At 39.8% G+C, this 24,248-nt stretch carries 17 protein-coding genes and 1 pseudogene; 13 read left to right on the forward strand and 5 right to left on the reverse strand.

Annotated features, from left to right (window positions below; all coding sequences use genetic code 11):
• Positions 1-31: 31 nt before the first annotated feature.
• Together dcm and ACO1PF_RS07310 are read right to left on the reverse strand one after the other, a co-directional pair.
• Positions 32-1,315: a DNA (cytosine-5-)-methyltransferase gene (dcm, locus tag ACO1PF_RS07305; RefSeq protein WP_423188412.1), complete on the reverse strand. Its 1,284-nt coding sequence runs from the start codon at positions 1,313-1,315 to the stop codon at positions 32-34.
• A 110-nt stretch (positions 1,316-1,425) separates the two neighbouring features.
• Positions 1,426-1,866 (reverse strand): very short patch repair endonuclease, encoded by a 441-nt coding sequence (locus ACO1PF_RS07310; RefSeq protein WP_423188413.1) that lies wholly within the window; start codon positions 1,864-1,866, stop codon positions 1,426-1,428.
• A gap of 195 nt (positions 1,867-2,061) precedes the next feature.
• Between ACO1PF_RS07310 and ACO1PF_RS07315 the strand changes: the two genes are divergently transcribed.
• Positions 2,062-3,522, forward strand: a complete 1,461-nt coding sequence (locus tag ACO1PF_RS07315; protein ID WP_423188414.1) for a Sau3AI family type II restriction endonuclease — start codon at positions 2,062-2,064, stop codon at positions 3,520-3,522.
• Between the two features lie 49 nt (positions 3,523-3,571).
• On the opposite strand, the pseudogene ACO1PF_RS07320 reads toward ACO1PF_RS07315, so the two are convergent.
• A pseudogene (locus tag ACO1PF_RS07320) lies at positions 3,572-4,238 on the reverse strand (IS30 family transposase); the annotation flags it as partial.
• A 212-nt stretch (positions 4,239-4,450) separates the two neighbouring features.
• Here ACO1PF_RS07320 and ACO1PF_RS07325 point away from each other — a divergent pair.
• From ACO1PF_RS07325 to ACO1PF_RS07360, 8 genes are all read left to right on the forward strand, one after another.
• Positions 4,451-5,305, forward strand: coding sequence for an HNH endonuclease (locus tag ACO1PF_RS07325; RefSeq protein WP_423188415.1), 855 nt, complete (start codon positions 4,451-4,453; stop codon positions 5,303-5,305).
• A 482-nt stretch (positions 5,306-5,787) separates the two neighbouring features.
• A complete protein-coding gene (locus ACO1PF_RS07330; RefSeq protein WP_423188416.1) occupies positions 5,788-7,071 on the forward strand; it encodes an adenylosuccinate synthase in 1,284 nt (427 codons plus the stop codon).
• A 633-nt stretch (positions 7,072-7,704) separates the two neighbouring features.
• Entirely contained in the window at positions 7,705-9,387 is a 1,683-nt protein-coding gene (locus ACO1PF_RS07335) for a methyl-accepting chemotaxis protein (RefSeq protein ID WP_423188417.1), read from the forward strand.
• A gap of 141 nt (positions 9,388-9,528) precedes the next feature.
• Entirely contained in the window at positions 9,529-10,440 is a 912-nt protein-coding gene (locus ACO1PF_RS07340; RefSeq protein ID WP_423190524.1) for a DUF4349 domain-containing protein, read from the forward strand.
• Between the two features lie 9 nt (positions 10,441-10,449).
• Positions 10,450-10,830, forward strand: coding sequence for a VOC family protein (locus ACO1PF_RS07345; protein WP_423188418.1), 381 nt, complete (start codon positions 10,450-10,452; stop codon positions 10,828-10,830).
• 29 nt (positions 10,831-10,859) lie between these two features.
• Positions 10,860-11,816 carry a glutathione S-transferase family protein gene (locus tag ACO1PF_RS07350; protein ID WP_423188419.1) on the forward strand — a complete coding sequence of 319 codons (957 nt, stop codon included), beginning with the start codon at positions 10,860-10,862 and terminating at the stop codon, positions 11,814-11,816.
• A 421-nt stretch (positions 11,817-12,237) separates the two neighbouring features.
• On the forward strand, positions 12,238-13,344 hold the full coding sequence (locus ACO1PF_RS07355; RefSeq protein WP_423188420.1) for a hypothetical protein: 1,107 nt from the start codon (positions 12,238-12,240) through the stop codon (positions 13,342-13,344).
• 278 nt (positions 13,345-13,622) lie between these two features.
• Positions 13,623-14,249, forward strand: a complete 627-nt coding sequence (locus tag ACO1PF_RS07360; RefSeq protein WP_423188421.1) for an endonuclease III domain-containing protein — start codon at positions 13,623-13,625, stop codon at positions 14,247-14,249.
• 128 nt (positions 14,250-14,377) lie between these two features.
• On the opposite strand, the gene ACO1PF_RS07365 is transcribed toward ACO1PF_RS07360, so the two are convergent.
• On the reverse strand, positions 14,378-15,109 hold the full coding sequence (locus tag ACO1PF_RS07365; protein ID WP_423188422.1) for a YjjG family noncanonical pyrimidine nucleotidase: 732 nt from the start codon (positions 15,107-15,109) through the stop codon (positions 14,378-14,380).
• Between the two features lie 295 nt (positions 15,110-15,404).
• On the opposite strand from ACO1PF_RS07365, the gene ACO1PF_RS07370 reads away from it, so the two are divergent.
• The gene (locus ACO1PF_RS07370) at positions 15,405-16,265 is read left to right on the forward strand and encodes an NAD(P)H-binding protein (protein ID WP_423188423.1); all 861 of its coding nucleotides are present in this window, start codon (positions 15,405-15,407) and stop codon (positions 16,263-16,265) included.
• Positions 16,266-16,394: 129 nt separating this feature from the next.
• On the opposite strand, the gene ACO1PF_RS07375 is transcribed toward ACO1PF_RS07370, so the two are convergent.
• On the reverse strand, positions 16,395-17,600 hold the full coding sequence (locus ACO1PF_RS07375; RefSeq protein ID WP_423188424.1) for an NAD(P)/FAD-dependent oxidoreductase: 1,206 nt from the start codon (positions 17,598-17,600) through the stop codon (positions 16,395-16,397).
• 547 nt (positions 17,601-18,147) lie between these two features.
• On the opposite strand from ACO1PF_RS07375, the gene ACO1PF_RS07380 reads away from it, so the two are divergent.
• The 3 genes from ACO1PF_RS07380 (at position 18,148) to ACO1PF_RS07390 (ending at position 23,989) form a co-directional block, all read left to right on the forward strand.
• Complete coding sequence (locus ACO1PF_RS07380) at positions 18,148-20,805, forward strand: cation-transporting P-type ATPase (RefSeq protein ID WP_423188425.1); 2,658 nt, start codon at positions 18,148-18,150, stop codon at positions 20,803-20,805.
• A gap of 33 nt (positions 20,806-20,838) precedes the next feature.
• Complete coding sequence (locus ACO1PF_RS07385) at positions 20,839-22,131, forward strand: flavin monoamine oxidase family protein (RefSeq protein ID WP_423188426.1); 1,293 nt, start codon at positions 20,839-20,841, stop codon at positions 22,129-22,131.
• Positions 22,132-22,555: 424 nt separating this feature from the next.
• The gene (locus tag ACO1PF_RS07390; protein WP_423188427.1) at positions 22,556-23,989 is read left to right on the forward strand and encodes a M20/M25/M40 family metallo-hydrolase; all 1,434 of its coding nucleotides are present in this window, start codon (positions 22,556-22,558) and stop codon (positions 23,987-23,989) included.
• Positions 23,990-24,248: the final 259 nt, after the last annotated feature.

The following is a 24,248-nucleotide window of genomic DNA, read 5'->3' on the forward strand; positions in this document are numbered from 1 at the left end:
GATTAAAATCTATCTGCTAGGGCTTTGATTATTACATTATATTTTGTAATTCGTCTCCAATACGTTTTACTATTTCAGTTACAAGTGCATTACCCATAAAGAACATACGCATACGATCCGAGACTTCTACTACTTCGCCTGTGGAAATCTTTTTATATTTAGTCCAATCATCAGGGAAATCCTGTAAACGTTCAGCTTCGATTGGTGTCAATAAACGGTATCGTTCGTTGATATGCAATAGATGTGTTGATCGATTGACTGACCCTTCAGAAGTTAACATCGTTCTTCCGGGAAGTTCTAAATTATCATGAGGAGACATTCCTCCTTCAGCAAAAATATATTTATGTCCCGTTGCAGAAGTTCTTTCAATTTTTTTAGATCCACGAAGGTATTTAAACTTATCGAGTTTGTCTTCATTTTGCAGAAAAAATTTTTCTCGGATTTCATTTTCAGGCTGGATGATATCTCCTAATGTGATAGGTTCTTCCTCCAACGTAGATTTTGTATCGATAGTAAAGTATCGACCATGTCTCATGACACCTGTATTCCAAACTTTTCCTGTGAACTCATCAGATATTTTTACAATATCATCAGATAGATCATATGAAGCATGTCGAGATTTATTAGGAATATGTTCAACAGGAAATTGCCTAGCAAATAATCCTTTACTAAAGATGTACTCGTCATATAAATGGTCATCGAATAAGTCGGCAGAATGTTTAGCTTCGAATTCACTATCTGTATTTTTAGCAAAATCAGTATCATTTCGATACACAAAGAAAAAGACTCTTCGACGACGTTGGCTGCGTCCATATTCAGCTGCATTTATTACACGCCATTCGACAGAATAACCTAGTTCGTTGAATGCAGCTAGCATTACTGCAAAATCTCTACCTCTTTGTTTTGAAGGTGCTTTAAGTAGACGGTCTACATTTTCAAGAATAAGATATTCCGGACGGATATGATTAGTAGCACGTATGATTTCCCAAAAAAGCACACCTTTTTTGCCTTCGATGCCTAATTCATTTTTTTTACTTCTTGCTACAGAGTAATCTTGACAAGGAAAACCACCCACTATAATATTTGCATCCATCTTTTCAAATTCTTCGTTTGATATTTCAGAAATATCTTCATTTATATTGATACTATCAGAGAAGTGAAGATTATATACTTCAAATGCATCTTGAGATTTACGAGAAGGTTCCCACTGATTAGACCATTTGGTTTTAAATAATTCAGGGTTAGAGTTCTCCAATCCTACTCTAAAACCTCCGACTCCAGCAAATAGCTCTAATACTTTCAATTCATCTTTCATTATACGAACATCCTTTCGAGTCAACTATGGATATTATACACTAAATATGGAAAAAGATCAAGATCGAATTTCAAAATAATCGATCAATTACAAAAAAGAAACGATACTGATTACGACTCAGTATCGTTTCTTCTATTTTCTATGAATGATATGATTTTCGAAATACAGTATTCTGTGTCTTTGAGAACTTCTTTCTCCCAGAAATGAATCGGTAGCCAGCCTTTGTCTATTAGTAATTCATCATTTCTCTTGTCTCTATCCATGTTTTCTTCTATTTTTTCTACCCAATAATCTTTATTCTTTTTTAATCTATTCTTTTTGTATTCCCAATCTTTGCCATGCCAAAACTCACCATCTATAAAAATCGCTATTTTATATTTAGTAATAGCTATATCAGGAGAGCCCGGTAATTTTTTATAATTTTTCCTGTAACGTACACCTAGATGCCATAACGATTTGGCAAGGAGAGTCTCTGCTTTTCCTTCTTTTAATCTAACGTTAGACATCCTTTTCGATATTTCAGGAGTGGTTTCAAGGTTTCTATGTTTCATTTCGAAAGTCCTCCTTCGTATAGTAAATTCATTATCTACATACTAAATTATACTATATTAATTGGGTGTGATTGAACATCATCACTTATAGATTAATAGAGTCTTAGTCTTAGAAATGATTATAAGAAAATTAATATAGTTTTTTAACAAAATTCGATTGAAATTAGGTATACTGGACATAAGGAGGTAATTATTATGGTTAAATATAAATCAATAGAGGAAGTACATAATCATGCAAAGAAAGCCGTTGGTAAAACCGTATTCGAACTGAATGAATCTGAAAGTATTCAATATTCTAAAAGTTCAGTCGGTGATGCATTTGAAAAGTGGTTCGGCAAGGAAAAAGACAGTAGTAGTAAACCTGATATAGAAGAGGTAGGAGTTGAATTAAAAGCTACGCCTTTTAAAAAGTTAAAAAATGGAAAGTATAGTGCAAAAGAAAGATTAGTATTGAACATCATAAATTATCATAATGTAGCAGAAGAAAATTTTGAAGACAGCCATTTTTTATTTAAAAATGGAAAAATGGAAATAGCTTTTTATGAATACTTAAAAGATACCCCGAAAGACCAATGGAGTATTCACGAGACGATCTTTTATGAGATGTCTAAAAACCCTAAAGATTTTGAGATTATAAAAAATGACTGGGAAAAAATCAATACATACGTCAAAGATGGAAGAGCACATGAATTAAGCGAAAGTTTAACTAATTATTTGTCTGCTTGTACAAAAGGTGCTAACTCAAAGTCAGTAAGGAGCCAACCATTCTCGCCTATTCCTGCAAAACAAAGAGCTTACTCTCTTAAAGCGAGTTATATGACGTCAATTTTGAGAAAATACATATTTGGTGATGAGACAATTGAATCGATAGTAAAAGATCGATTTGAACTGAAAACCAAAGATTTGGAAGAAATCGTTCTAGAAAGATTCAATCCGTATATAGGCTGGTCTAAAAATAAATTAAAAGAACATTTTGGGATCAAGAAAGAATCAAAGCAAACAAATTATCAAATAGCGGCAGCTATTCTAAATTTGAAAGGAAAGTATTTGAGAACTGATTCATTCGGAAAAGTAGATGAGTTTGAAAAAGCTTCAATCCTTGTTAAAACTGTAAAATTTAATGAGAATAATACAAATAAAGAAAACATGTCTTTTCCAGCTTTTACTTTCAATGAATTGAGTAAAGAGATATGGATCGATGAGGATGGAGAACCTTCAGCAGAATGGCATAATTTCCTTTTAGATACTCGCTTTTTATTTTTTGTAGTTAAAACAGAAAATGGCAAGGATACTTTTAAAGGTGTTAAGTTCTTTTCTATGCCTGAAGAAGATTTACAAGGTCCTGTAAAAGAAGTTTGGGAAGATACGGTTTATAAAATCAATACGGGAGTAGAGTTAACTGGAGTAAAAAGAGGGAATAAATTCAGGATAGAAAATAATTTTATTTCAAAATCTGATGATATGATCTGCCATGTCAGACCTCATGGAGGGAAACGAGATTATTCTGAAAACGGAAAACATGCGGACAAATTACCAGTTGAAGTTAAATGGACCAATAAGCCAGAAAGTTTAGATTTTTCTAATCAATGGATGACTAATCAGTCTTTTTGGTTGAATAATAGTTATATAAAAAAACAGTTAATAGATTTGCTGTAGTAAAAGAGTAATAGATAGTGAAACTAATTTTGGTCTTTTTATTTTTCAAATCGGTTATATGTTCCAAAAATATTTCTATTGGTATTTTGTATTCTAAAGGCTTTGTAGTTTTTTTCTTTTGATAGTGACGGATGAAACGAACTCTTTTTCAATGGTATTTAAATTCATTTGCTTATACAGAAGGTCTCGTCTGATCAAGACCTTAGATTGTTCAATTCAGTCCATGCTGAGAAGGACAGCCCATATCGCAAAGAAAATAGAGACGTTATGATGGTTACTAATACTTTTCCAATTAGAAAACTCTTTACCGCAGTCAAAGGTAATGGATTTGAACAGGTTTAGTGGAAGATAATCAAACCAAAAAACAAGACGTTTTTCGATGTCTTTGGCTTTTCGGCCATCAGATTTTAAAGTAATGATGAGATTGGAAAGAAGCTCGACCAATATAATCACGGAACTTTTGTGAGTGAGACCAACGATGATTGTAGGCTGCTTTTCAACTTGATATAAGCAACTTGATTCTCTGGTAATTCTATTTTCTTAGCGCCGCATTTCTTCTTGTAATCTTTATACCGACTATAATAGTCTTGAACGATTTTGCCCTCTTCAAGAAAATATATGATGATATAAACCGGCTGTTTTGAACGTCCCAGTCTAGCTACTATTTCTGGAGCAGAGAGTTCAATAGTAAGGTAAGTATCTATCCATCCATCCATCCAAGTTCTTCCATGGCAAGATGATTTTAGGCCGTTTGTTGTCACTCTCCTAATTTTCGTGGTTGTTAATTTTGGAATGAGAGTACCACAAATGGTTTTTTAATCGTTTAGCTTAATTTTACAATTCAAGAAATGAAAAATTAATATTAAAATAAATATATGTGTGTTTATGATAGAGTCATTTTCAATAATAAACGTAAGGAGGTTTATTTATGTCGACGTACTTAAAATGTATACCTGCTAGAAGTACTCAGTTTATTAACACAAAAAAACGAAATATTGATTTTTATGAAGCATTCAGAATGTATGCAAGGGAGTTAACTATATTAGCTGGGAATTCAAAAAATGTCAAAAGTGGTAAAGCAGATTCTTACTCACGTTATCTTGTTAGACTAGTTTATAATTACGAAATGATTTTTAACGATAAAATAAATGATTTAGACTCTTTTTTTGCGTATGAAAAGCTAAATAAACTAACTCAAATAATTGATTACTCGATCTTCAATAAGAATGAAAATCACTTTCCGAGCGCTACTTTAAATTGTTATTTATCCTATTTAACATTCCTAAACGATAAAGTAGAAAAATTTAGAGATAATGAGATGAACGCTCAAATAAATTTATTATCTTATAAAGATTCTATGGAAAGCTTAACTGACAAATCTATTTCAAGTAAAAAAAATAGAGGAAATAAAATATTTATTAATGGCAGATATAGTTATTCTCGTAACATTATAGAAAGTAATAAAGCTAAAATGAATAGTGGATGGAAATGCGAATATAATAATAATCATAAGACATTCACCAATATAAGAAATAAAGAGCCTTATATTGAAGCTCATCACTTAATACCTATGGCAGCACAAGATTATTTTCTCTATAATATTGATTTTTCAGACAATATAGTATGTTTATGTCCAACCTGTCATAGCAAAATACATCATTCTATATACCCCGAACGGAAGAAAACAATTGAGACATTGTTTAACAAAAGAGAGTTTAAATATGAAAAATATGGAATAGAAATTGATAGGGGAAAATTACTGACGTTCTATGGTGTTTTATGATTTCAAGTACCTTTAACGTATTAGTCAATTTGCGTTTATATGGATATTTTGTCATATACTTAAAGAGATAAACTGGTAGATGGTTTAACAGTGTATCTTTTTTTCTTTTAAGTTACTTTTATCGATGATTCCAACTTTTATTGCTGTTATTACTTATTAAACTCTGGTTTAAGACTTACAGAGCAATTTTTTATAAAAATTTCTTCATACGAGATGTGCATTAAGTGTTTTATCGAATTATTAAGGTGATCAGTTGGAATCAAATTGTTGTGAAAATTTAAATATATCAGGAAATTAATATCTATTGCCTAGCAAAACCCGAACATTGATGATGTAAATACTAAATACATGCGTAATTTCATTGACCTGAGTTAACTGCTTTGATACCATTGTTCTGTGATTGAATTATAGATAAACTCAATTCCATAAATGGATAAAAGTGAAGGCTCTTAAATGCAGTACTTTACTAAGGAGGATTTTCAATGTCAACATTTGTAGTTTTAGGTGCGCAATGGGGAGACGAAGGAAAAGGTAAAATGACCGATTTCCTGGCTGAAAGTGTCGATCTGGTCGTCAGGTTTCAAGGCGGAAACAATGCCGGTCATACGGTCGTAGTGGGCGAGAGTAAGTATATGCTCCACTTGATTCCTTCAGGTATTTTATATGATGATAAACTAAACATCTTAGGTAACGGGACCGTGATCGATCCGGAAGCACTTTTCAAAGAAATCAACTATTTGGAAAATCTGGGTATAAGCGTTACACCAGAAAAACTACTCATCAGTGACCGAGCACAAGTGATCATGCCGTACCACCGACTGATGGATAATTTAAGCGAAAAATCCAGAACAGACAGTATCGGTACGACAGGCAAAGGGATCGGGCCTTCATATACAGATAAAGCCGAGCGCTCTGGGATCAGAATGTGTGACTTGATAAAACCAGTTGTTTTCAAAAGAAAATTGGCAGAAAACATCAAGATCAAGAATGAACTGTTAGTCAAAATATATAATGCAGAGCCGTTAGATTTTGATGAAATCTACAAGGAATATAGCGCATATGCTGAGAAACTGATTCCGTTTGTACAGGACACGTCAGTGAGACTGTATGATGAGATCAAAGCCGGTAAGAAAGTATTGTTTGAAGGGGCTCAAGGGATGCTACTGGATATCGATTACGGGACCTATCCTTTCGTGACATCCTCAAACACGATTGCCGGGGGAGTCTGTACAGGCACGGGCATCGGTCCGACCATGGTAAACGGCGCTGTTGGTGTGGCCAAAGCGTATACTACACGTGTCGGCGAAGGTCCTTTCCCAACGGAACTGACAGATGCGACCGGCGACTGGATCAGAGAAAAAGGCGGCGAAGTGGGCGTAACGACAGGCAGAGACCGTCGCTGCGGCTGGTTGGATCTGGTTATCCTGAAAACCTCTGCACGCGTTTCGGGACTGACGAATCTGGTCGTGACCAAAATAGACACATTAGCTGGCTTAGATAAGATCGAAGTCTGTGTGGGTTATAAATTCAACAACAAAGTGATCGATTATTTCCCAGCTAGTTTGGAAGACCTGGCTGAATGCGAACCTGTCTATGAAACATTTGACGGCTGGGGCGAAGAAGCGGCGATCGCTAAAACGTACGACGAACTGCCGAAAAACGCCCAGATATATTTGGAGCGTATCGCAGAATTCACCGGCGTCGAAGTCTCGATCGTTTCTGTCGGACCGAAAAGAGATCAGACGATCGTCGTCAACGAGATATAAAAAAGACTGATTAGTTCCCACTCGATGAGGTTTTGTCTTGAGTAGTCAGTAGGGGCTTTCTTGGTGCCCACCGAATAAATAGCAGTATCTGAGTGAGCAGTACCCTGTACATTTAGCGCCAACTCATCGCCCAGATTTTCTTGAACAGGTACTAGGGAGACGCCTTAAGGACCAGTCAAAAGACAAGATAGTTGGAGCAGTCACTAGAGACCCCTTCGAGTGCCCACTGGCCAGAAAAGACCCTGTGAGCGGGCAGTAAAAGGTGTGGTTAGTGCCTGCCCGATATTTGTTGGATCCCGACTAGTGACTAACCGTTGACATAGCGCCAACTCTGACACATGAATTTATCGAGCAAGTGCTAACTTTTTATCAAGGGATCACTCAAACTATAAAAGCCAGTCAGTGGTCAGCTTGATTCAATAAAACAACTTTCAATAAGGAAAGCCTTCGACTCTCGGGTCGAAGGTTTCTTTATTTCTTTTAAAAAAAGCAATCTTCGTATCAAAGAGTTTACAAAATAATTATTGTCTCACAAAGGTTAATCTCTCTGGCTTCCTTCCGATAATAGAACAGTACGACTCTTTTTAACATGATGAAGAGTCACAGTCGGTATTATTATTGGGGGAATAAAAATTGAAAATCACAACAAAATTACTCGTTTCATACTTAGTTATCGCGTTACTCGTCGTCATGCTTGGGGTTATGTCCTTGTTTGGCCTTCGGATGGTTTATGATAACTCTGAAGAATTGTATACGGATCGGCTGCAGCCGACGATCATCTTGTCTGAAGTTTCTCAGTTGATGGAGAATACGCGTGTGCATATTTTTTCTGGAGTAGTCAATAATACGCCGATAAGAGGTGAAAGCGCACTGGAAAATCTGGAAAAAGTCGATAGTTTACTGGCCGAATACGGGTCCAGAGCATTACAGGCGGAAGAAGAAGTCATCTATAATGATCTGTTAAGCAGCTGGGATGACTTTTCTCTATCGATTACCGAGACTGCGGGAAGTTTATCTGCAGGAGACTACGCGGGAACGATGGACGGGATCCGCAGTGGCGGGGCATATTACGGCGCAGCCAATATGTACCTGACTGATCTGCTGAATTTGACCGATTCCTTGTCTAATGAGACACTAAATCAAAATGTAGAAACCTTTACCGTATTGAGAAATGCGATCATCATCATCAGCCTGTTGGCAACGGCACTGGCTGTATTTATCGGGATCATGATGGGACGAATGATCGGGACACCACTGAAAGAAATTGCTCATAACTTGAATGAAGTCGCCAAAGGGAATCTGACGGTGAAGACCCAGCCAACCAAGCGCAAAGATGAAATCGGGACATTGGTCAAGGCAAGCAACGCGATGCAGAGCGAACTGAGACACATCATCACGGCCGTCTCCCAAGCCACGAACCAGGTATTGAGTTCAAGTGAAGAACTGACCCAGTCAACGCATGAAGTCGGTCAGGGAGCCGAACAGATCGCCATCACGATGCAGGAGCTGGCTTCCGGGTCAGAGTCGCAGGCCAATTACACCAGTGACTTGTCCGAGAACATGAACCGCTTCGTCCAGACGATCGAAGCGTCCGCAGATCAAAGTGACCGTATCTACAAAACGTCGAATGATGTGAGGGACTTGACTGAAAAAGGCAGGGGATTGATGGATGCCTCAGTATCCCAGATGCAGATGATCGATAAGCTCGTCAAGCATTCGGTCGAAGGTGTGAAAGAGCTGGACAATAAATCAGCCAAAGTGTCTAAACTGGTGTCGGTCATTGAAGGTATCGCCGAACAGACCAATCTGCTGGCCCTGAATGCAGCAATCGAAGCCGCACGTGCCGGCGAACAGGGCAAGGGGTTCGCAGTCGTAGCAGAAGAAGTGAGGAAGCTGGCTGAACAGGTGTCGCACTCGGTCGTTGATATTACCGACATCGTCAACAGTATCCAGCAAGAATCATCCTCGGTTGCTTTAAACCTGGAGAATGGATATGAACAGGTTGCCAAGGGAACGACACAGATCGAAAGCACGGGCGAGACCTTCAACAAGATCTCATCATCTGTTCAGTCGATGGGACTCGCGATCAAGGAAATCTCTGATAAGCTGAAAGTGAACAAAACACAGACGATCGAAATGAGTTCCAGCGTGGAAGAGATCGCCAGTGTTTCTGAAGAATCTGCGGCCGGGATCGAACAAACGTCAGCCTCCGCTCAACAGACAACGAGCACGATGCAGGAAGTTTCCGCCAGCTCAGAAGAACTCGCTAGAATTGCCGAAGAACTGAACCAACTGGTGGACCGCTTTAAATTGTAATTTAAATGATCAAGACTTCCTGACTCATCAGAGTTGGGAAGTCTTTTTCTTATCCGGCATGTTTCAATTAGCTAAAGGATATCTCTTTCGTATATAATGGTAGTATTAAATATACATAAGCTGAAGGTGGGAGTGAAAGTGATGATAAAAAGAGGCGTTGGGTTATTAATTCTTTTCTTTTTAGTGTTAACAGGCTGTGCCAGTGGCAATGACACGTCGGAATCGAATGATTTGGTTTCAGATTCAGATATGGGTGCCGGCTATATGGAAGAGGACTCTATGGTCGGAGAAATGGCTGATGAGCAGGCAGCAATGGATAGAGAAGGCGGACGGCTTATTGGTGAAAAAGTCATCCGCCGGGTCCAGCTCGAGTATGAGACACTGGATTTCCAGAAAACGACTTCGTTTGTTCTGGATACAGTGAGCTCTTATGATGGCTACATTGAATATTCAAATGAGTCGAGTTATTCACAGACGGGCATTTCACCTCAGGATCAGTCTCGTCAGTATCGACGGGTAGACTATCTTTTTAGGATCCCTACGTCTTCCCTGGATGATTTTCTCGATGATTTAGACGGCATGGATGCCTATAAAGTAAGTGAAAACGTTGGTTCAGAAGATGTCACGCAATCCTACCGGGATACGGAGTCCCGCATACGGGTACTGGAGAACAAGGAAGCCCGCTTGATTGAATTACTCGAACAGGCTGACACGATCGAGGCTATCCTACAGATCGAAAACAGCTTGAGTGATACTATTGCGGAACGCGAATCCCTTCAATCACAACTGGAAACATTCGATGACTTGATTGATTATACGGAAGTGCATTTGAGCGTCACTGAACGTCCGCGCATCGCCAATGCACGGGGAGAAGGCTTGTCCTTTTTTGAACGTATCCGCGAAGCGCTCGTTGATTCTTTCTACGCCTTTTACTATTTTGTTCAAGATGCGTTTATTTGGTTTATCTATGCCGTACCATTTATACTCATAATAGGATTGATCGTTGGGATAGGATTTTATATCAGGAAAAAAACGGCTAAAAAAAGAAAGTAGTGAATAAACGTGAAAATCGAACACATTGGTTTATGGACCATTGATCTGGAAAGAATGAAAGAGTTTTACGAGACCTATTTTTCTGCCAAGAGCGGTGCGCTTTACCACAATCCGAAGAAAGGCTTTCATTCGTACTTTCTGACCTTTGATTCAGGCAGTCGGCTGGAACTTATGCACAGAGAAGATATAAACAAACCGAATATAGAAAGTTACGGTTATGCACATCTGGCTGTGGATGTTGGGGATAAACAAGCTGTGGATAACCTTGTGGATAAGTTGAAAGCGGACGGGTATGCCTTAATAAACGGACCGAGAACGACTGGAGACGGCTATTACGAAGCGGTGATCGAAGATCCCGAAGGCAATTTGATTGAACTCACAACCGATTAAGCAAATTCAAAGCAAATAAGGAGGCAATTATGGGATTATTAGTAGACGGTAAATGGCATGACAAATGGTATGACACGGAGAAAAATGACGGACGGTTTATCCGTGAAGAATCGCAGTTCCGAAACTGGATAACCAAGGACGGGAGTGCCGGTCCGACAGGCGAGGGCGGATTTAAAGCTGAACCGGGACGCTATCACCTATATATTTCGAATGCGTGTCCCTGGGCAAACCGCACGATGATCATACGCCAGTTAAAAGGTTTGGCAGACATGATTTCTGTTTCGGTGGTGAATCCTTTGATGGCAGAACACGGGTGGACCTTTGAAAAAGATGAGGGCGTTGTCCCGGATTCGGTGAGCAATGTGGATTACTTATATGAAGTGTATACACGTGCCGAACCCGACTACAGCGGCCGCGTCACAGTACCGGTTTTATATGATTTGAAGCAGCATAAAATCGTCAACAATGAATCGTCTGAGATCATGCGCATGTTGAACACGGCATTCGATGACGTCGGGGCCATAAAAGGTGACTATTATCCGGAAGAATTAAGGGCGGATATCGATGAGATCAACGACTTAGTCTACAATGCTATCAATAATGGCGTCTACAAAGCCGGTTTTGCGACCAAACAGGTGGTTTACGATGAAGAAGTGAAGAAACTATTTGAATCCCTAGATGAAGTGGAAGAGCGATTAGGAAAACACCCTTATCTCGTTGGACACACTATCACTGAAGCCGACTGGCGTCTGTTTACAACCTTGATCCGTTTTGACAGCGTCTATCACGGGCATTTCAAATGCAACATCAAGCGCATCACCGATTATCCAAACATCTGGCGCTACACGAAAGAGTTATACAATTGGCCGGGTGTTTCTGACACTATCAATTTCCGCCACATCAAAGAACACTACTACCGCAGTCACAAAACCATCAACCCGACTGGTATCGTGCCAGTGGGACCAAAATTGGATTTCAATATTTAAACGAGGTAGCCTTCCAGTATATGGGAGGCTATTTTTATTGCTTTTATACTGAACTATCTGATAAATACTAAGATGATACTATTTCATTAGAAGATAGTGTCCCAATAATTGATTTGATTATATTGTGAGTAAACTAACAACTCAATAAATGTCAGTTCGTATAATGGGAAAAGTGATATCCCCTGAGTGAGAGGCTTTTTTGGCTATCTCCTTAAATTTTAAGCGGTTTAAGAGATGATTGCTATCTTGTTTTGCAACTATCCATCAAGGACAAATGTCCTCGATGGAGGACAAAAGACCCATATCAATATTGTGAAATGTGTAATAAACTTGTTAGGTATAAGGGTTTTGTTTATTTTGAATTAGATAAGCAACATGAAAAGTACTATAAAAAAGCGATGTGAGGGAGAGGAAATAAATAATGAAAAAACGTATAATAATGCTGGCTTTTGCTCAGTTATTAACAATATCTTTGTTAGCCGGTTGTAACGAGACGGACGATTCTCAAAATGATGAGAGTGAAGATGCATTAAGTTCCGAAGAAACTGATACAAATGATGAGAACGATACAGAACAATCATATGCGGGGACTTTTGTCGGACGTTATTGGAGTGGGGAAACAGATGGCGTGCCTTATGAAGAAGCAGACCAATATATTGAGACCATTCTGGAACTTGATGAAGATGGAATAATCGTTGATGCCAAAATGAACTTCTTTAAAACTGTTGATGATTTCTGGACGATGCGTCAAAGCGGTAATGCTTATGTTGATATCAATTACGATATCGAGCCAACTACTGCCGTTCCAGGAGAAGACTACGAAGCGGGAGATTCCATGTTTACCGTATACACTGCTGACATGATGAGTTTTTATGCTGTAGGTGTAAATGAAGATAACACTGTAGCTCATGCAATCGTCGATCCAATCACCAGATATCAGTTTGAATCCAAGCTGCCGGCTGATTTCGATTACGAAACGCTAATGAGTGAATTGACAGTCAATTCTGAATATAACAAACCGACTACCCGTACTTCAGGGTCAGGTCCGAACGAATGGGACAGTCTCAAATTAAGAACAATATTCAATACAGAAGATCCATGGTCTCATGTTGTCAATAGTACGGGCGTGCTCGAAGGTGTAGATAACGATTCAACGGTCAAAGATTACATGGAAGCATTAGGTGTAGAGTTTGATGGTGAAACACCTCAACCTATGGAAGCTGTATATAGTTACTTTGGCAAAGGTGGATGGAACGGAAACTACCGTGCGATCGAAGAAAACTTGATTGGGCAAAACGCAACGGAGCTAACGTCTCTTATCGACTGGTCTGATTATGAAGAGTCTATCAATGATGAAAATCAGTTTGGCGTAGATGTAGAGACTGGAGCAACAAAAACAGTCCAAAATTCTGTCGATACAATATCTGGTGCAACGGTCAGAATGTCCAGAGAAGCAACATCTTATCAAAGAGCCTTAATAGATGCGGGTATTTTAGATGAAGATGACATCATTCTTGGAAGATTTTAATTAAAAGTAAAAAATGTGATTAAATTGAAAAGAGGGCTCCCTGAGTTAGTCGGTTTGGCTAACTCAGGGAGCTCTCTTTTCTGATGACATGTGTTAAGAGAATGAGAGCAGTTGTATACTCCCGCGTCTTGATTTAACTACCGTCTGGTATAACTATTTCAATGCGGGGATTGGTGAATTAAAAAGTACTACTCAAAGAAAAAAAGCCTCTCGATTTTTATTTTTCTCAAAATAGTGTAAACTGTAAAGACGTAAAATTTAAAGGATTGATTTTTAAAGTGAGTACGGATAGAGAAAAAGTGAAAGTGTTGAACAAACTTGTCGCCCATTACGGGATCCAGAATTGGTGGTCGGATGAGAACCGTATCAAGGATTGGGTATCGATGATCCTGATCCAGCAGACGACTCAGGAAAATGTCGAAAAAGTTTTGGAACAGCTTGACCCGTACTTAACGGTGGACCAATTGCATAAAATGGAAGACGAAAAGCTCCAGTCGCTGATCCGACCGGCGGGGTTCTATAAGCAGAAAACTGCCTATATCAAAGAACTAATGTCGTGGTTTGTCAGCCATGGAGAAGATTTTGAAAAGTTTGAGTCGTATTCTGATGAGACACTGCGTAAAGAATTACTGAGTATCAAAGGTGTCGGCCCGGAAACGGCGGATGCGATGCTGCTCTATATTTTCAACCGCAATGTGTTTATTGGAGATCAATACGCGATCCGCTTGTTCAAACGTCTAGGCTTTGGCGAATTCAAAAACTTAAGTCATATGCGCCGGGAGTTCAATCATTTGACTGAACGTGTCCCGGTCGAGTTATGTAAAGAGTGGCATGCGGCTATTGATGAACATGGGAAAGTATTTCGTAAAAGTAAAAACGTGGATGAATCCTGGCTACTCTCCTGATTTCCATGTAAAGATAACTTGATTGAATATAAGACAAAAAACTTCCATGATTTGATGGAAGTTTTTTTGTCTTTTTATGTAAAGAAAGATACTCGTTTCGAGACGAGTACCCACTCATGTAGTTTGTTTCAGTCAAGGTGGTCGAGATGCAGGGCGCTTTTTTCTCTTTCGATGCCGAAAAGAGTCAGCAATTCCAGCAGGTTACTGATGCTGAAGGTACTCTCCACCGCTTCGGAATCGACTGGTTTTTCGGAAAAATTGTACCACACACTGTCAATACCGGCATTTTTGGCTCCCTGGATATCAGAGGTGAGACTGTCGCCCACCATAAGGAATTCAGCCTTATTATCCGTCTTTAAAGTATCGAAAATATGGGTGAAGAATTGCGGATCGGGTTTTTCTACGCCTATTTCTTCAGAAATAAAGACCTCTTCAAAAAAGTGCATCAGCTCAGCACCTGCGAGCCGCTGCCATTGTGTCTTCGCCACACCATTTGTTCCAGCGTATATATGGTACCCGTTTTTCTTCAAAGCGGTCAGCAGTTCATGCGCATGGTCCATCTTCTTGTACCCTTGCCCAAGGTTTTGACGGTATAGGTCTTCGACGGTGTTTCCGTCTACGTTTAATCCGAATCCTTCAAGAAAGAGTGCAAAACGACTCGAAAAGAGCATTTCCCGAGAAATGATGCCTTGTTCCAGTTTTTGCCACAAACCGTGGTTGATTTCTTTATACATGGCTATTGTTTCGTCAGTATAAGGAAGGTCGTAGGCATCAATGACCTTTTTCAGGGCTTTTTCTTCTGTATCACGGAAGTCCAGTACCGTGTTATCCAAATCAAAAATTATTTTCTTATACTTCATTATATATATTCCTTCCTCATTGGCTATAATCGCTAAGTACCAGCTTGAATCTTTTTTTATCCAATATGTCTATTTTATCCATGTGTCGGTCAGATTACAAATACTTTCGTCTTTCTTTGAAGAGATATCGCTAAAAAAGCTGCTTGTTTTGTGTGGATTTTCATTTAAAAGGGAATACTATAGACTATCGTATTTCTGTCCAATAATCCGCTTTTGTCTTATACTGTAAGTAATTTCAAGTAAAGAGAATTGTGTAAATAAATAAATAAATAAAGCAGTAAGAGAGGAGCCGGTCATGCGATATACAATTACTGGAGCGACAGGGCAACTAGGCACTGAAGTGATGCAGGTCGCCATAAAAAAACTGCCTATCGAGGAACTGCGAATATCTATTCGCGATATCAAGAAAGCCGTGAAATATAAAGAGATGGGAGTGGAAGTGAAAAAAGCCGATTACCGCAACAAGGCCGAACTTGTTCAAGCTTGGCAGGATACGGATGTCCTGGTTTATATTCCCAGCATCGTCCATCCGAGCTATGAACGGCTGCCGGAGATCGAAAATGTTGTTCAGGCCGCCGAGGAAGCCAAGGTGAAACACCTCATCTTTGTGAGTTTCTATGCAGATCAGGAAAACAATCCGTTCCAAATGAGTCCCTTCTACGGCTATGCGAGCAGACGCCTGGCCTCTTCGTCTCTTTCTTATACGATCATGAAAAATGCGATGTATGCCGATCCGTTGATCAATTATCTTCCGGAACTCATTGAAGGTGGCAATGTCGTCTATCCTGTGCCGCATGATAAGATCAGTTTCATCTCCCGAGCGGACAGTGCCAAAGCGATCGTGGCAGTGGCAGCGGACGCTTCCCTTCAGGATCAGACGTATACACTGACACAGAACCGTTCTTACACGATGACGGAACTGGCAGACACACTCAGCGACGTTTCTGGCGAAAATATCGGCTTTGCCCCGATGTCTCTCGAGGCGTTTGCTCAGACTTACGATGAACCAAAAGGCTTCGGCGCTCTATTAGCTTCTATGTACGAAGCAGCCAACCGGGGACTGCTGGCTATCGTTACGGAAGATTTCCGCAAGATCACGGGAAGGGAAGCAGAACCACTTGCCAGTTACCTTAAACGACACTATCCAACGGATTAAAATAACCATTGGAATCGGAAAAACAGGAAGGAATGAAAATTCCTTCCTGTTTTTATGTGAATGCGATACCAAGGTCGATAAAATAAAAAAGAAAGAAGCCCGAGGCTTCTTTCTTCAGCTTGGATTGTGTCAGTCGCTATTGCGGTCGCGGATAAGTCCATGTAAATCATCTGAATGGGACGGTGGATTTTTTAAAACTTCTTTGACTTTGCCTAATCTTGGATTGATATTCCAAAGCAAGATGCCGACAGGTTTGTCTTCTTTCAGATAATAAACTACTTTTCCGTCATCCACATGATCTATGAGGGTTTGGAGTCTTGAATCAAGTGTGCCGTATGCCATCCAGGATATATCAAAAACATCTGAATAGAAGTAAGGGGTATAGTCATACGGTTTATCGGATCCGGCCATATTTTTTCCGACAGCTGTCCCGGATTTTCGCGCGTGGTCAACGTGTTCAATGCGTTTTCGTCCAAAGATCGGATCAGGGTAGGATGAAATATCTCCAGCTGCATAGATGTCTGGATCGGACGTACGGAAATAGTCATCGACGATGACACCGTTGTCCACTTCGAGTCCGGCGTCTTTTGCAAGTGTAAGTCGCGGTTTGGCACCTAAGCCGAGAACCAGGGTATCTCCTTCAACGGTTTCGCCGTTTTCCAGCTGGAGAACGAGTTTATCGCCGTTTCTACTGTAAGCTGCAGCACGTGAAGCGTTCTTTAAAGTGACGCCGGTTTGCCGGTAGCGGTCCTCATACTCTTTAGCCAGCTCAAGCGGGAAGCGATTGTCGTTCAAGACCTCCTGCGGATAGATAAGTGTCACCTGAGTGTTGTTCAGTTTCAGATTCGCGGCGAGTTCCGTTCCGATATAACCTCCACCGACGACGATGACATGCTGGTCTTTTCCGGAGAATCCTCTCAACTTACGGTAGTCTTCGAATGTGCGGAAGGCTATAACATGCTCGTCTTCCGGGCCATTTAAGGTCTGCGGTTCGCTGCCCGTTGCTAGAAGCAGTTTACCGTAAGAAAGTGTTGTCCCGTCGTGTGTCGTGACCGTTTTGTTTTCTCTGTCGATCGAGTTGACGACTGTTTCAAGCATAATATTCGAATCTGTTTCTTCAGCTGTGTTGAAAGGGACGTCTTCAACGGAATAGTCGTCATCTGTCCACAGTCTCTTCGATAAAGCCGGACGGGCGTAGGGTCCATCTTGATCCGAAGAAAGAATGCCGATGGAACCTTCTTTGTCTGACTTGCGTATGCCTATTGCAGCATAAGCGGCAGCGATTCCGCCACCGATAAATAAGTAATCGTAATATGTTTCCTTTGATGTGCGCATAAGTGAATCTCTCCTTTATCAGAATGAATATGTCGGTTGAAGGGTCGCAACGTTGTCTTTGATACTTGGATCCATCGAATCTCTCCTTGCGATCAACGTATGGTTTTTAACACTCTGGCTGTAAAGTCTTGTTACTTAAAAGGGTACTATTCTAATCGAAAAAACTCAATTATAAGCTATTGTGTAGGCAAAATTGTAAAGTAGTAAACAGATTGAAGAAGTAAAGTGAGCGGGAGAGCCGGACGAATATGGCAGTACTAAAACAGTATTATGATAATTCTTGTTGAGCATAGTATTTATTTCTTCAGATATTTTATTTTTTTCATTTCTGGTCTAAATCATTCGTCACGAATCTATTGAGTTAAGGTTCAGTGCGATAAGGTTCTGAACGAGATATAGCGTATTGCATTATGTTATCCTATGATTAAGAAAATCCTGCAAAAATGATGATTTTTGCATTTCAAGTGATGCTGATGATTACTAAAGAATCTTCTAGTTCATCAAGTATAAGAAAAACAACAATAAAATCTGTGAAGAAGGGGATGTCATGGCTGAAACGAAATGGTTTCATTTAAGCAGTGAAGAGACAGAAAAAGAAACAGAGACAGATACTGGAAAAGGATTAAACGATGAGGAAGTAAAAAAAAGACAAGAGAAATACGGATTAAATAAATTGCCTGAGAAAAAGAGGACGCCTGAGTGGGTGAAATTTTTCAGACAATTTAATGATGTTCTGATTTATATCTTGCTCTTTGCGGCTGTCGTTACTTTTGTTTTGGGTCACTATGTCGATACGGTCGTTATCCTGCTTGTTGCCATTGTCAATGCCATTATTGGGTATGTCCAAGAAAATAAAGCAGAAAAAGCACTCGAAGGTATCAAAAAAATGTTATCTTTAGAGGCAATCGTGCTTAGAAATGAACAAAAGAGAGAAGTGGAGGCAACGAAGCTCGTCCCGGGAGATATCGTGATACTCAATCCTGGAGACAAGGTACCTGCAGACATCCGTTTGTTTGATACTGATCGGTTAAAAGTTGAAGAGTCGCCTTTAACCGGTGAATCTACTTCTGTAGAAAAGCAGACTGATGTACTGGAAGAAGATACCCCGCTTGGCGACCGAATCAACATGGTGTTTTCGGGTACCACTGTTTCTTCTGGAACGGCAAAAGGAATCGTTGTTGAAACAGGAGAAACGACAGAAATCGGTAAAATCAACCGTTCCATGGGTGAAGTTGAAGAAATGAAAACACCTTTACTCAAGCAGACGGATAAATTTGGTAAAACGATCTCAGTCGTCATTCTTGTTTTAGCCGTTGTATTATTTACAGCGGGTTTAGTTATTCATGATTATGAATGGGGAGAACTCCTGCTGTCCGTGATCAGTCTGACTGTGGCCTCCATTCCGGAAGGCCTTCCCGCTATCTTGACCATCATTCTGGCTTTAGGTGTGCAGTCCATGGCCGATAAAAATGCGATCATGCGCACACTGCCTTCAGTGGAAACCCTGGGAGCTGTCACGGTCATTTGTTCAGATAAGACAGGGACACTTACAAAAAATGAAATGACGGTGCAGTCGGTCATTACCAGAGAGAAGAGCTATTCTGTAACGGGTTTAGGCTACGCGCCGGAAGGTAGGATCGTGAACGAACAGGAAGAAGAAATCGATGTCGATGAAGAGACCGACTTGAGAGAGTTGCTGACCGCAGCTAAAACAGTGAACGAGTCGGATATTTATGAAAAAGATGACGGATGGGTCGTCAGAGGAGATCCGACAGAAGGCTGTTTGATCACCCTGGCTGAAAAGGCGAATGTCTCTATCGATACTCTTGAAATGACATCCAAGATCCCTTTTGATTCAGAATACAAATATATGGCAGGGTTAGTCGAAGAAAGCAATCTGAAGAAGATTTATATTAAAGGCGCACCGGACCGTCTATTTGAAATGGCCGGTTTGGATTCAGAGGATCTTGACTATTGGGAAACACAGATGAACAAACGGTCTAAAAAAGGTGAACGTGTTCTCGCAATGGCCATCAAAGAGGTCTCTGAGACCAAAGAGCACATAGAACATGAGGATATCCAATCGGGCATAACGATACTTGGACTCACAGGTATTATCGATCCGCCTCGAGAGAATGTTATTGAAGCCATTAAAGTCTGTAAAGAAGCGGGCATTCAGGTTAAAATGATTACAGGGGATCACAAAGAAACAGCCTTGGCGATTGCCAAGCAACTGGGGATCACATATGGAAATAAAGTTGCTGAAGGACGTGAGTTGGAAGAGATGTCCGACGCAGAATTGCAGGAAATCGTAGAGGAAGTCGATGTCTTTGCGCGAACGAGTCCGCATAATAAACTGAAGCTGGTCGAAGCACTGCAAAACAACGGTCATATCTGCGCCATGACGGGTGACGGTGTGAATGATGCCCCGGCATTGAAACGAGCAGACATTGGAGTAGCTATGGGCATCAAAGGAACAGAGGTAGCCAAAGAAGCCTCTGAAATGGTTTTAGTGGATGATGATTTTTCTACCATTGTCAATGCGGTAAAAGAAGGTCGACGTGTTTACGACAACTTAAAGAAAACCATCCTCTTCATTTTACCGACCAACGGGGCAGAAGCTTTGCTGGTGATGACCGCGTTGATAATAGGAATAGAAATGCCACTAACACCTGTGCAGATTCTCTACGTCAACATGATCACCGCTGTAACCATCGCTTTGGCTTTGGCTTTTGAACCTTTGGAAAAAGGTACGATGTCAAAACCGCCGCGTGATTCGAATCAAAGGCTATTAAGTCCTTACTATGTCTTTCGTATCCTTTTTGTTTCCGTGCTTATTGGTGGCTCCATCATGTGGATCAACCAGCTTCTGTTGGTGGATTATGACGTTGAAATTATAAATACGTTGACGCTCCATTCGCTCGTTTTTGCTCAGTTATTCCATTTGTTTAATGTAAGAAATGAGCGTCTCTTTAGTCTTAATCGTCAATTTTTTGATAATAAAGCCGCTTTTCTAGTGTCCGGTCTATTGATTGTTTTCCAACTATTAGTCACCTATGTGCCGTTCTTGAATAACGCCTTGGGACTTTATCCAATCGATTTGAACTATTGGATTTACCCTGTTATCATAGGGTTCGGTGTATTTGTAGTAGTAGAAATCGAAAAGTTCATCACACATAAAGTTTTAAAAAGAAATATCAGATAATCAACCATAGGTAAGGAAGTGAGGAGAAAATTAATGATGAATACTAAAATGTCAGATTACGATGTCATCGTCATTGGGGCAGGTTTGGCAGGATTAACTGCCGCAAAGGCTCTACATGAAAAAGGAAAGAAATACTTAATCCTAGAAGCAACAGACCGAGCAGGTGGGAAGGTAAGCTCCAAAGTTTCCGAAGATTCATCACGCTACTTTGAACAAGGTGCACAGTTTGTTAATAAAGATATGACTGAAATCGTGAAACTCATTGAAGAAGCAGGAATGACTTTAGAGGAAACGCATATACCTGAAGATTTGGTGGTCATAAGTGAAAAAAGCAGAGAGCCCATTCGCTTTGATTTCAAAGATATCCCAGCAATGTTGAGGGAGGTTGCTGAAACAGAATCAGCTTCTCAGTCACTGGCTAGTTTACTGGATAAACATGTTGGAAATAAACGAAAACGCCAAATCATTAAAAGTTTTGTAGCGTCTGAAACGACGGTAAACAGTGATTACATTAATGCAGAAGCTTTAGAAGACTTGGTCAGTCGTATCACAACAACGAACAACGAATTGAATTATCAAGCCTCCGGTCCACTGTCCCGAGTCGTTCGATACTTGGAGACCATTAATGAAGAGGCGATCCGTTATCTTGAACCCGTGGTGAAAGTAAAAGCAATCGAAAATGGCTATATTTTGAAGACTAAAAACAAGACAAAATATCATGCAAAGGCTTTGATCATGGCAGTGCCACCAACCGCTGCAGCCCGAATCGAGTTCAGTTCATCTTTAGCTGAACATTACGACCGGTACTTGAAGAGTTATGTCGATGGGGCAGTGATCAAGATGACCTTCGTGTATGATGATCCTTTCTGGCGTGAACAAGCCATTAAGGGAAAGAAAAGAACGGTCTATGGAGTTATCTATGCCGCCAATGAAGGGGTCAATGTAATGGATTCTTCTAAAGCAGAGGGTGAAAACCGACTCACCTTGTTTATCGGTGGAGATAAGGCCAAAGAGCTTGCCAGTGTACCAATAGAAGTGAAAGAATTTTTCGCTAAAGAGCGCTTGATCGAAGTTTTTGGAGACGAAGCAGAAATGTACAAGGATTATGAAATCAGCGAGTGGCAGGGTTCTCCCTATTGTGGTGGGGGATACGGCGCAATGGTGCATTATAAAGGTGAACCAAAAGCCCGCGAACATTTAAAAGAACCCTTTAATAATCTAGTCTTTGCAAGCACAGAGCTCGGGCCGCAGTTCCCTCAATTTATGGAAGGGGCCATCCGCTCTGGTCAGTACGCTGCCAAACGTTTAGTCGAGGAAATGCAGTGAAAATAAGGACATAAAAAAGAAGGAGCAGAGTATCTGCGCCTGAGAAATACCATTATATCTATATTAGAACAATATAGAAGAAAGGAAGGCTGAATAAGTCACTTAGCGAATTCAGTCTGCCCTGCTTCTAAATTATTGAATATTCTAAAACGGTATGCTAATATAAAAATCAGATAGTCATAACGAAACTGATGATGAATAAACCTTTTTGAGTCAGTTTATAGAGATTGTTATGTAAGCGCTTTTTTTAAGAAGAAACAAAATTTATGTATATTCAAACTATTGAAAAACAATGAGGTGATCATAGGAGAAACGGCATAAGAGGACAGAAATACACGATGTGGGTTAACCATCTCTTAGGACAAAGTAAGAAATTGGTAATTGAAAAATTGTAAAGAAATATATTATTTAAAGGAGGATTCATATGTATAAGAGTCATACTAACAAAAAATGGTATCCAGTTTTAATAGCTTCCGTCATGGGGTTATACTTATTTACGCCTATAACGCAAGAGGAAGTAATGGCTGAGAGTGCAGAGGACGCTGTTGTAATAAATTCAAGTGAATATGGCGGCCTGGCATATGAACACATTCACCATCTCTCTAAAGAACTTGGTGGAGCTAGAATAGCGGGTTCAGAATTTGAAAAGGAAGCGGCTAATTATATAAAAGGCGAGTTTGAAAGCTATAAATATGAAACGACTTTGGAAGATTTCTCATTTATCAGTAAAAGAGGAAGTAATAAAGGAGAGACAGTTCATTCTCAAAACGTAGTAGCTATTAAAAGAGGTAAATCAGGAAAACAAGTTATTCTCGGTGCCCATTACGACCAAGTAACTTCGGGTGGTAGCGAGGGAGCCTCTGACAATGCCTCTGGTGTAGGTGCTATGTTGGAAGTAGCTGAGAAATTAAAGAATATTAAAACAGATCATACTATTATTTTCATAGGTTTTGGCGCTGAAGAGGTCGGTTTAGAAGGATCTAAAGCTTATGTAGAAACTATGTCAGAGAACGAAATAGAGAATACAATAGCTATGGTAAATCTGGACACTATTATAGCCGGAGATTATGCTTACGTATATGGAGGATCTAATGGCATAGGTTGGGTAAGAGATCAGGCGCTCAATATATCTGATGAACTAGGATTAGATCTTATTACACAAACTGGACTACATCCTGATCATAAATGGGGAGAAACAGGAGACTGGAGTGATCATGCCCCCTTTAACGCAAAAGACATTCCAGTAGCTTATTTTGAATCGACTAACTGGTTAATTCAAGATGATGCTGGTAATTATTTGGATGGCTATATAGAAACTGAAGAAGGCCCTATAATGCACACAGGAAATGATACTTTAGACTATATTGAACTGAAGTACCCTGGAAGAATTATGGATAGACTGAACACTAATGTGAGAGTTTTAGAAAATTTGATGATAGATATAGCAACCAATGAGTATAAAGCGGCAGCAGTAGAAGTAGAGCAATTGATATCAAAAATCAAATCTTCAGAAACAACTATCTCAAACGGGTATATGTCTAAAGTAAGAAAAGCAAGAGAAGCTTATGATGCGTTATCAGATACACAAAAAGATTTCGTAACAACAAGTGACGTAGAGAAGTTAACTGCAGCAGAAGAAAAGGTCAAAAATACGGAAGATAAAGCAGCAGCGGTAGAAGTAGACAAATTGGTCACACGATTCAACTCTTCTGGAAAAAAGATTTCAAAACAATTTGTTTCTAAAGTGACAGAAGCAAGAGAAGCATATGATGCATTAACAGACGTACAAAAAGCATTCGTAGCAACAGCTAATATACAGAAGTTAATGGCAGCAGAAGAAATGATAAATCAGCAGTAGTTACATGTTAGCATTGTACAAAGTTTTCAAATAGTAAAAATACATTAATTTGATTCGATGAGATAATAAAAAAACAGGAATACTGCTCATTCAACTTGTGAATGAGACAGTAATTCCTGTTTTTATTATTTTTCATTCATCAATGTCATTATGTTCTTTATGTTTACCATAAATGTTATGGTGGTGGCTCGAATGTCTATAGTTTAATTCACTTTATAATGAGTGATTATTGAAAATTAAGCAGGCCTATTCCCCAAGG

The sequence above is a fragment of the Alkalibacterium sp. f15 genome, assembly GCF_049389645.1.
GTDB lineage: Bacteria > Bacillota > Bacilli > Lactobacillales > Carnobacteriaceae_A > Alkalibacterium.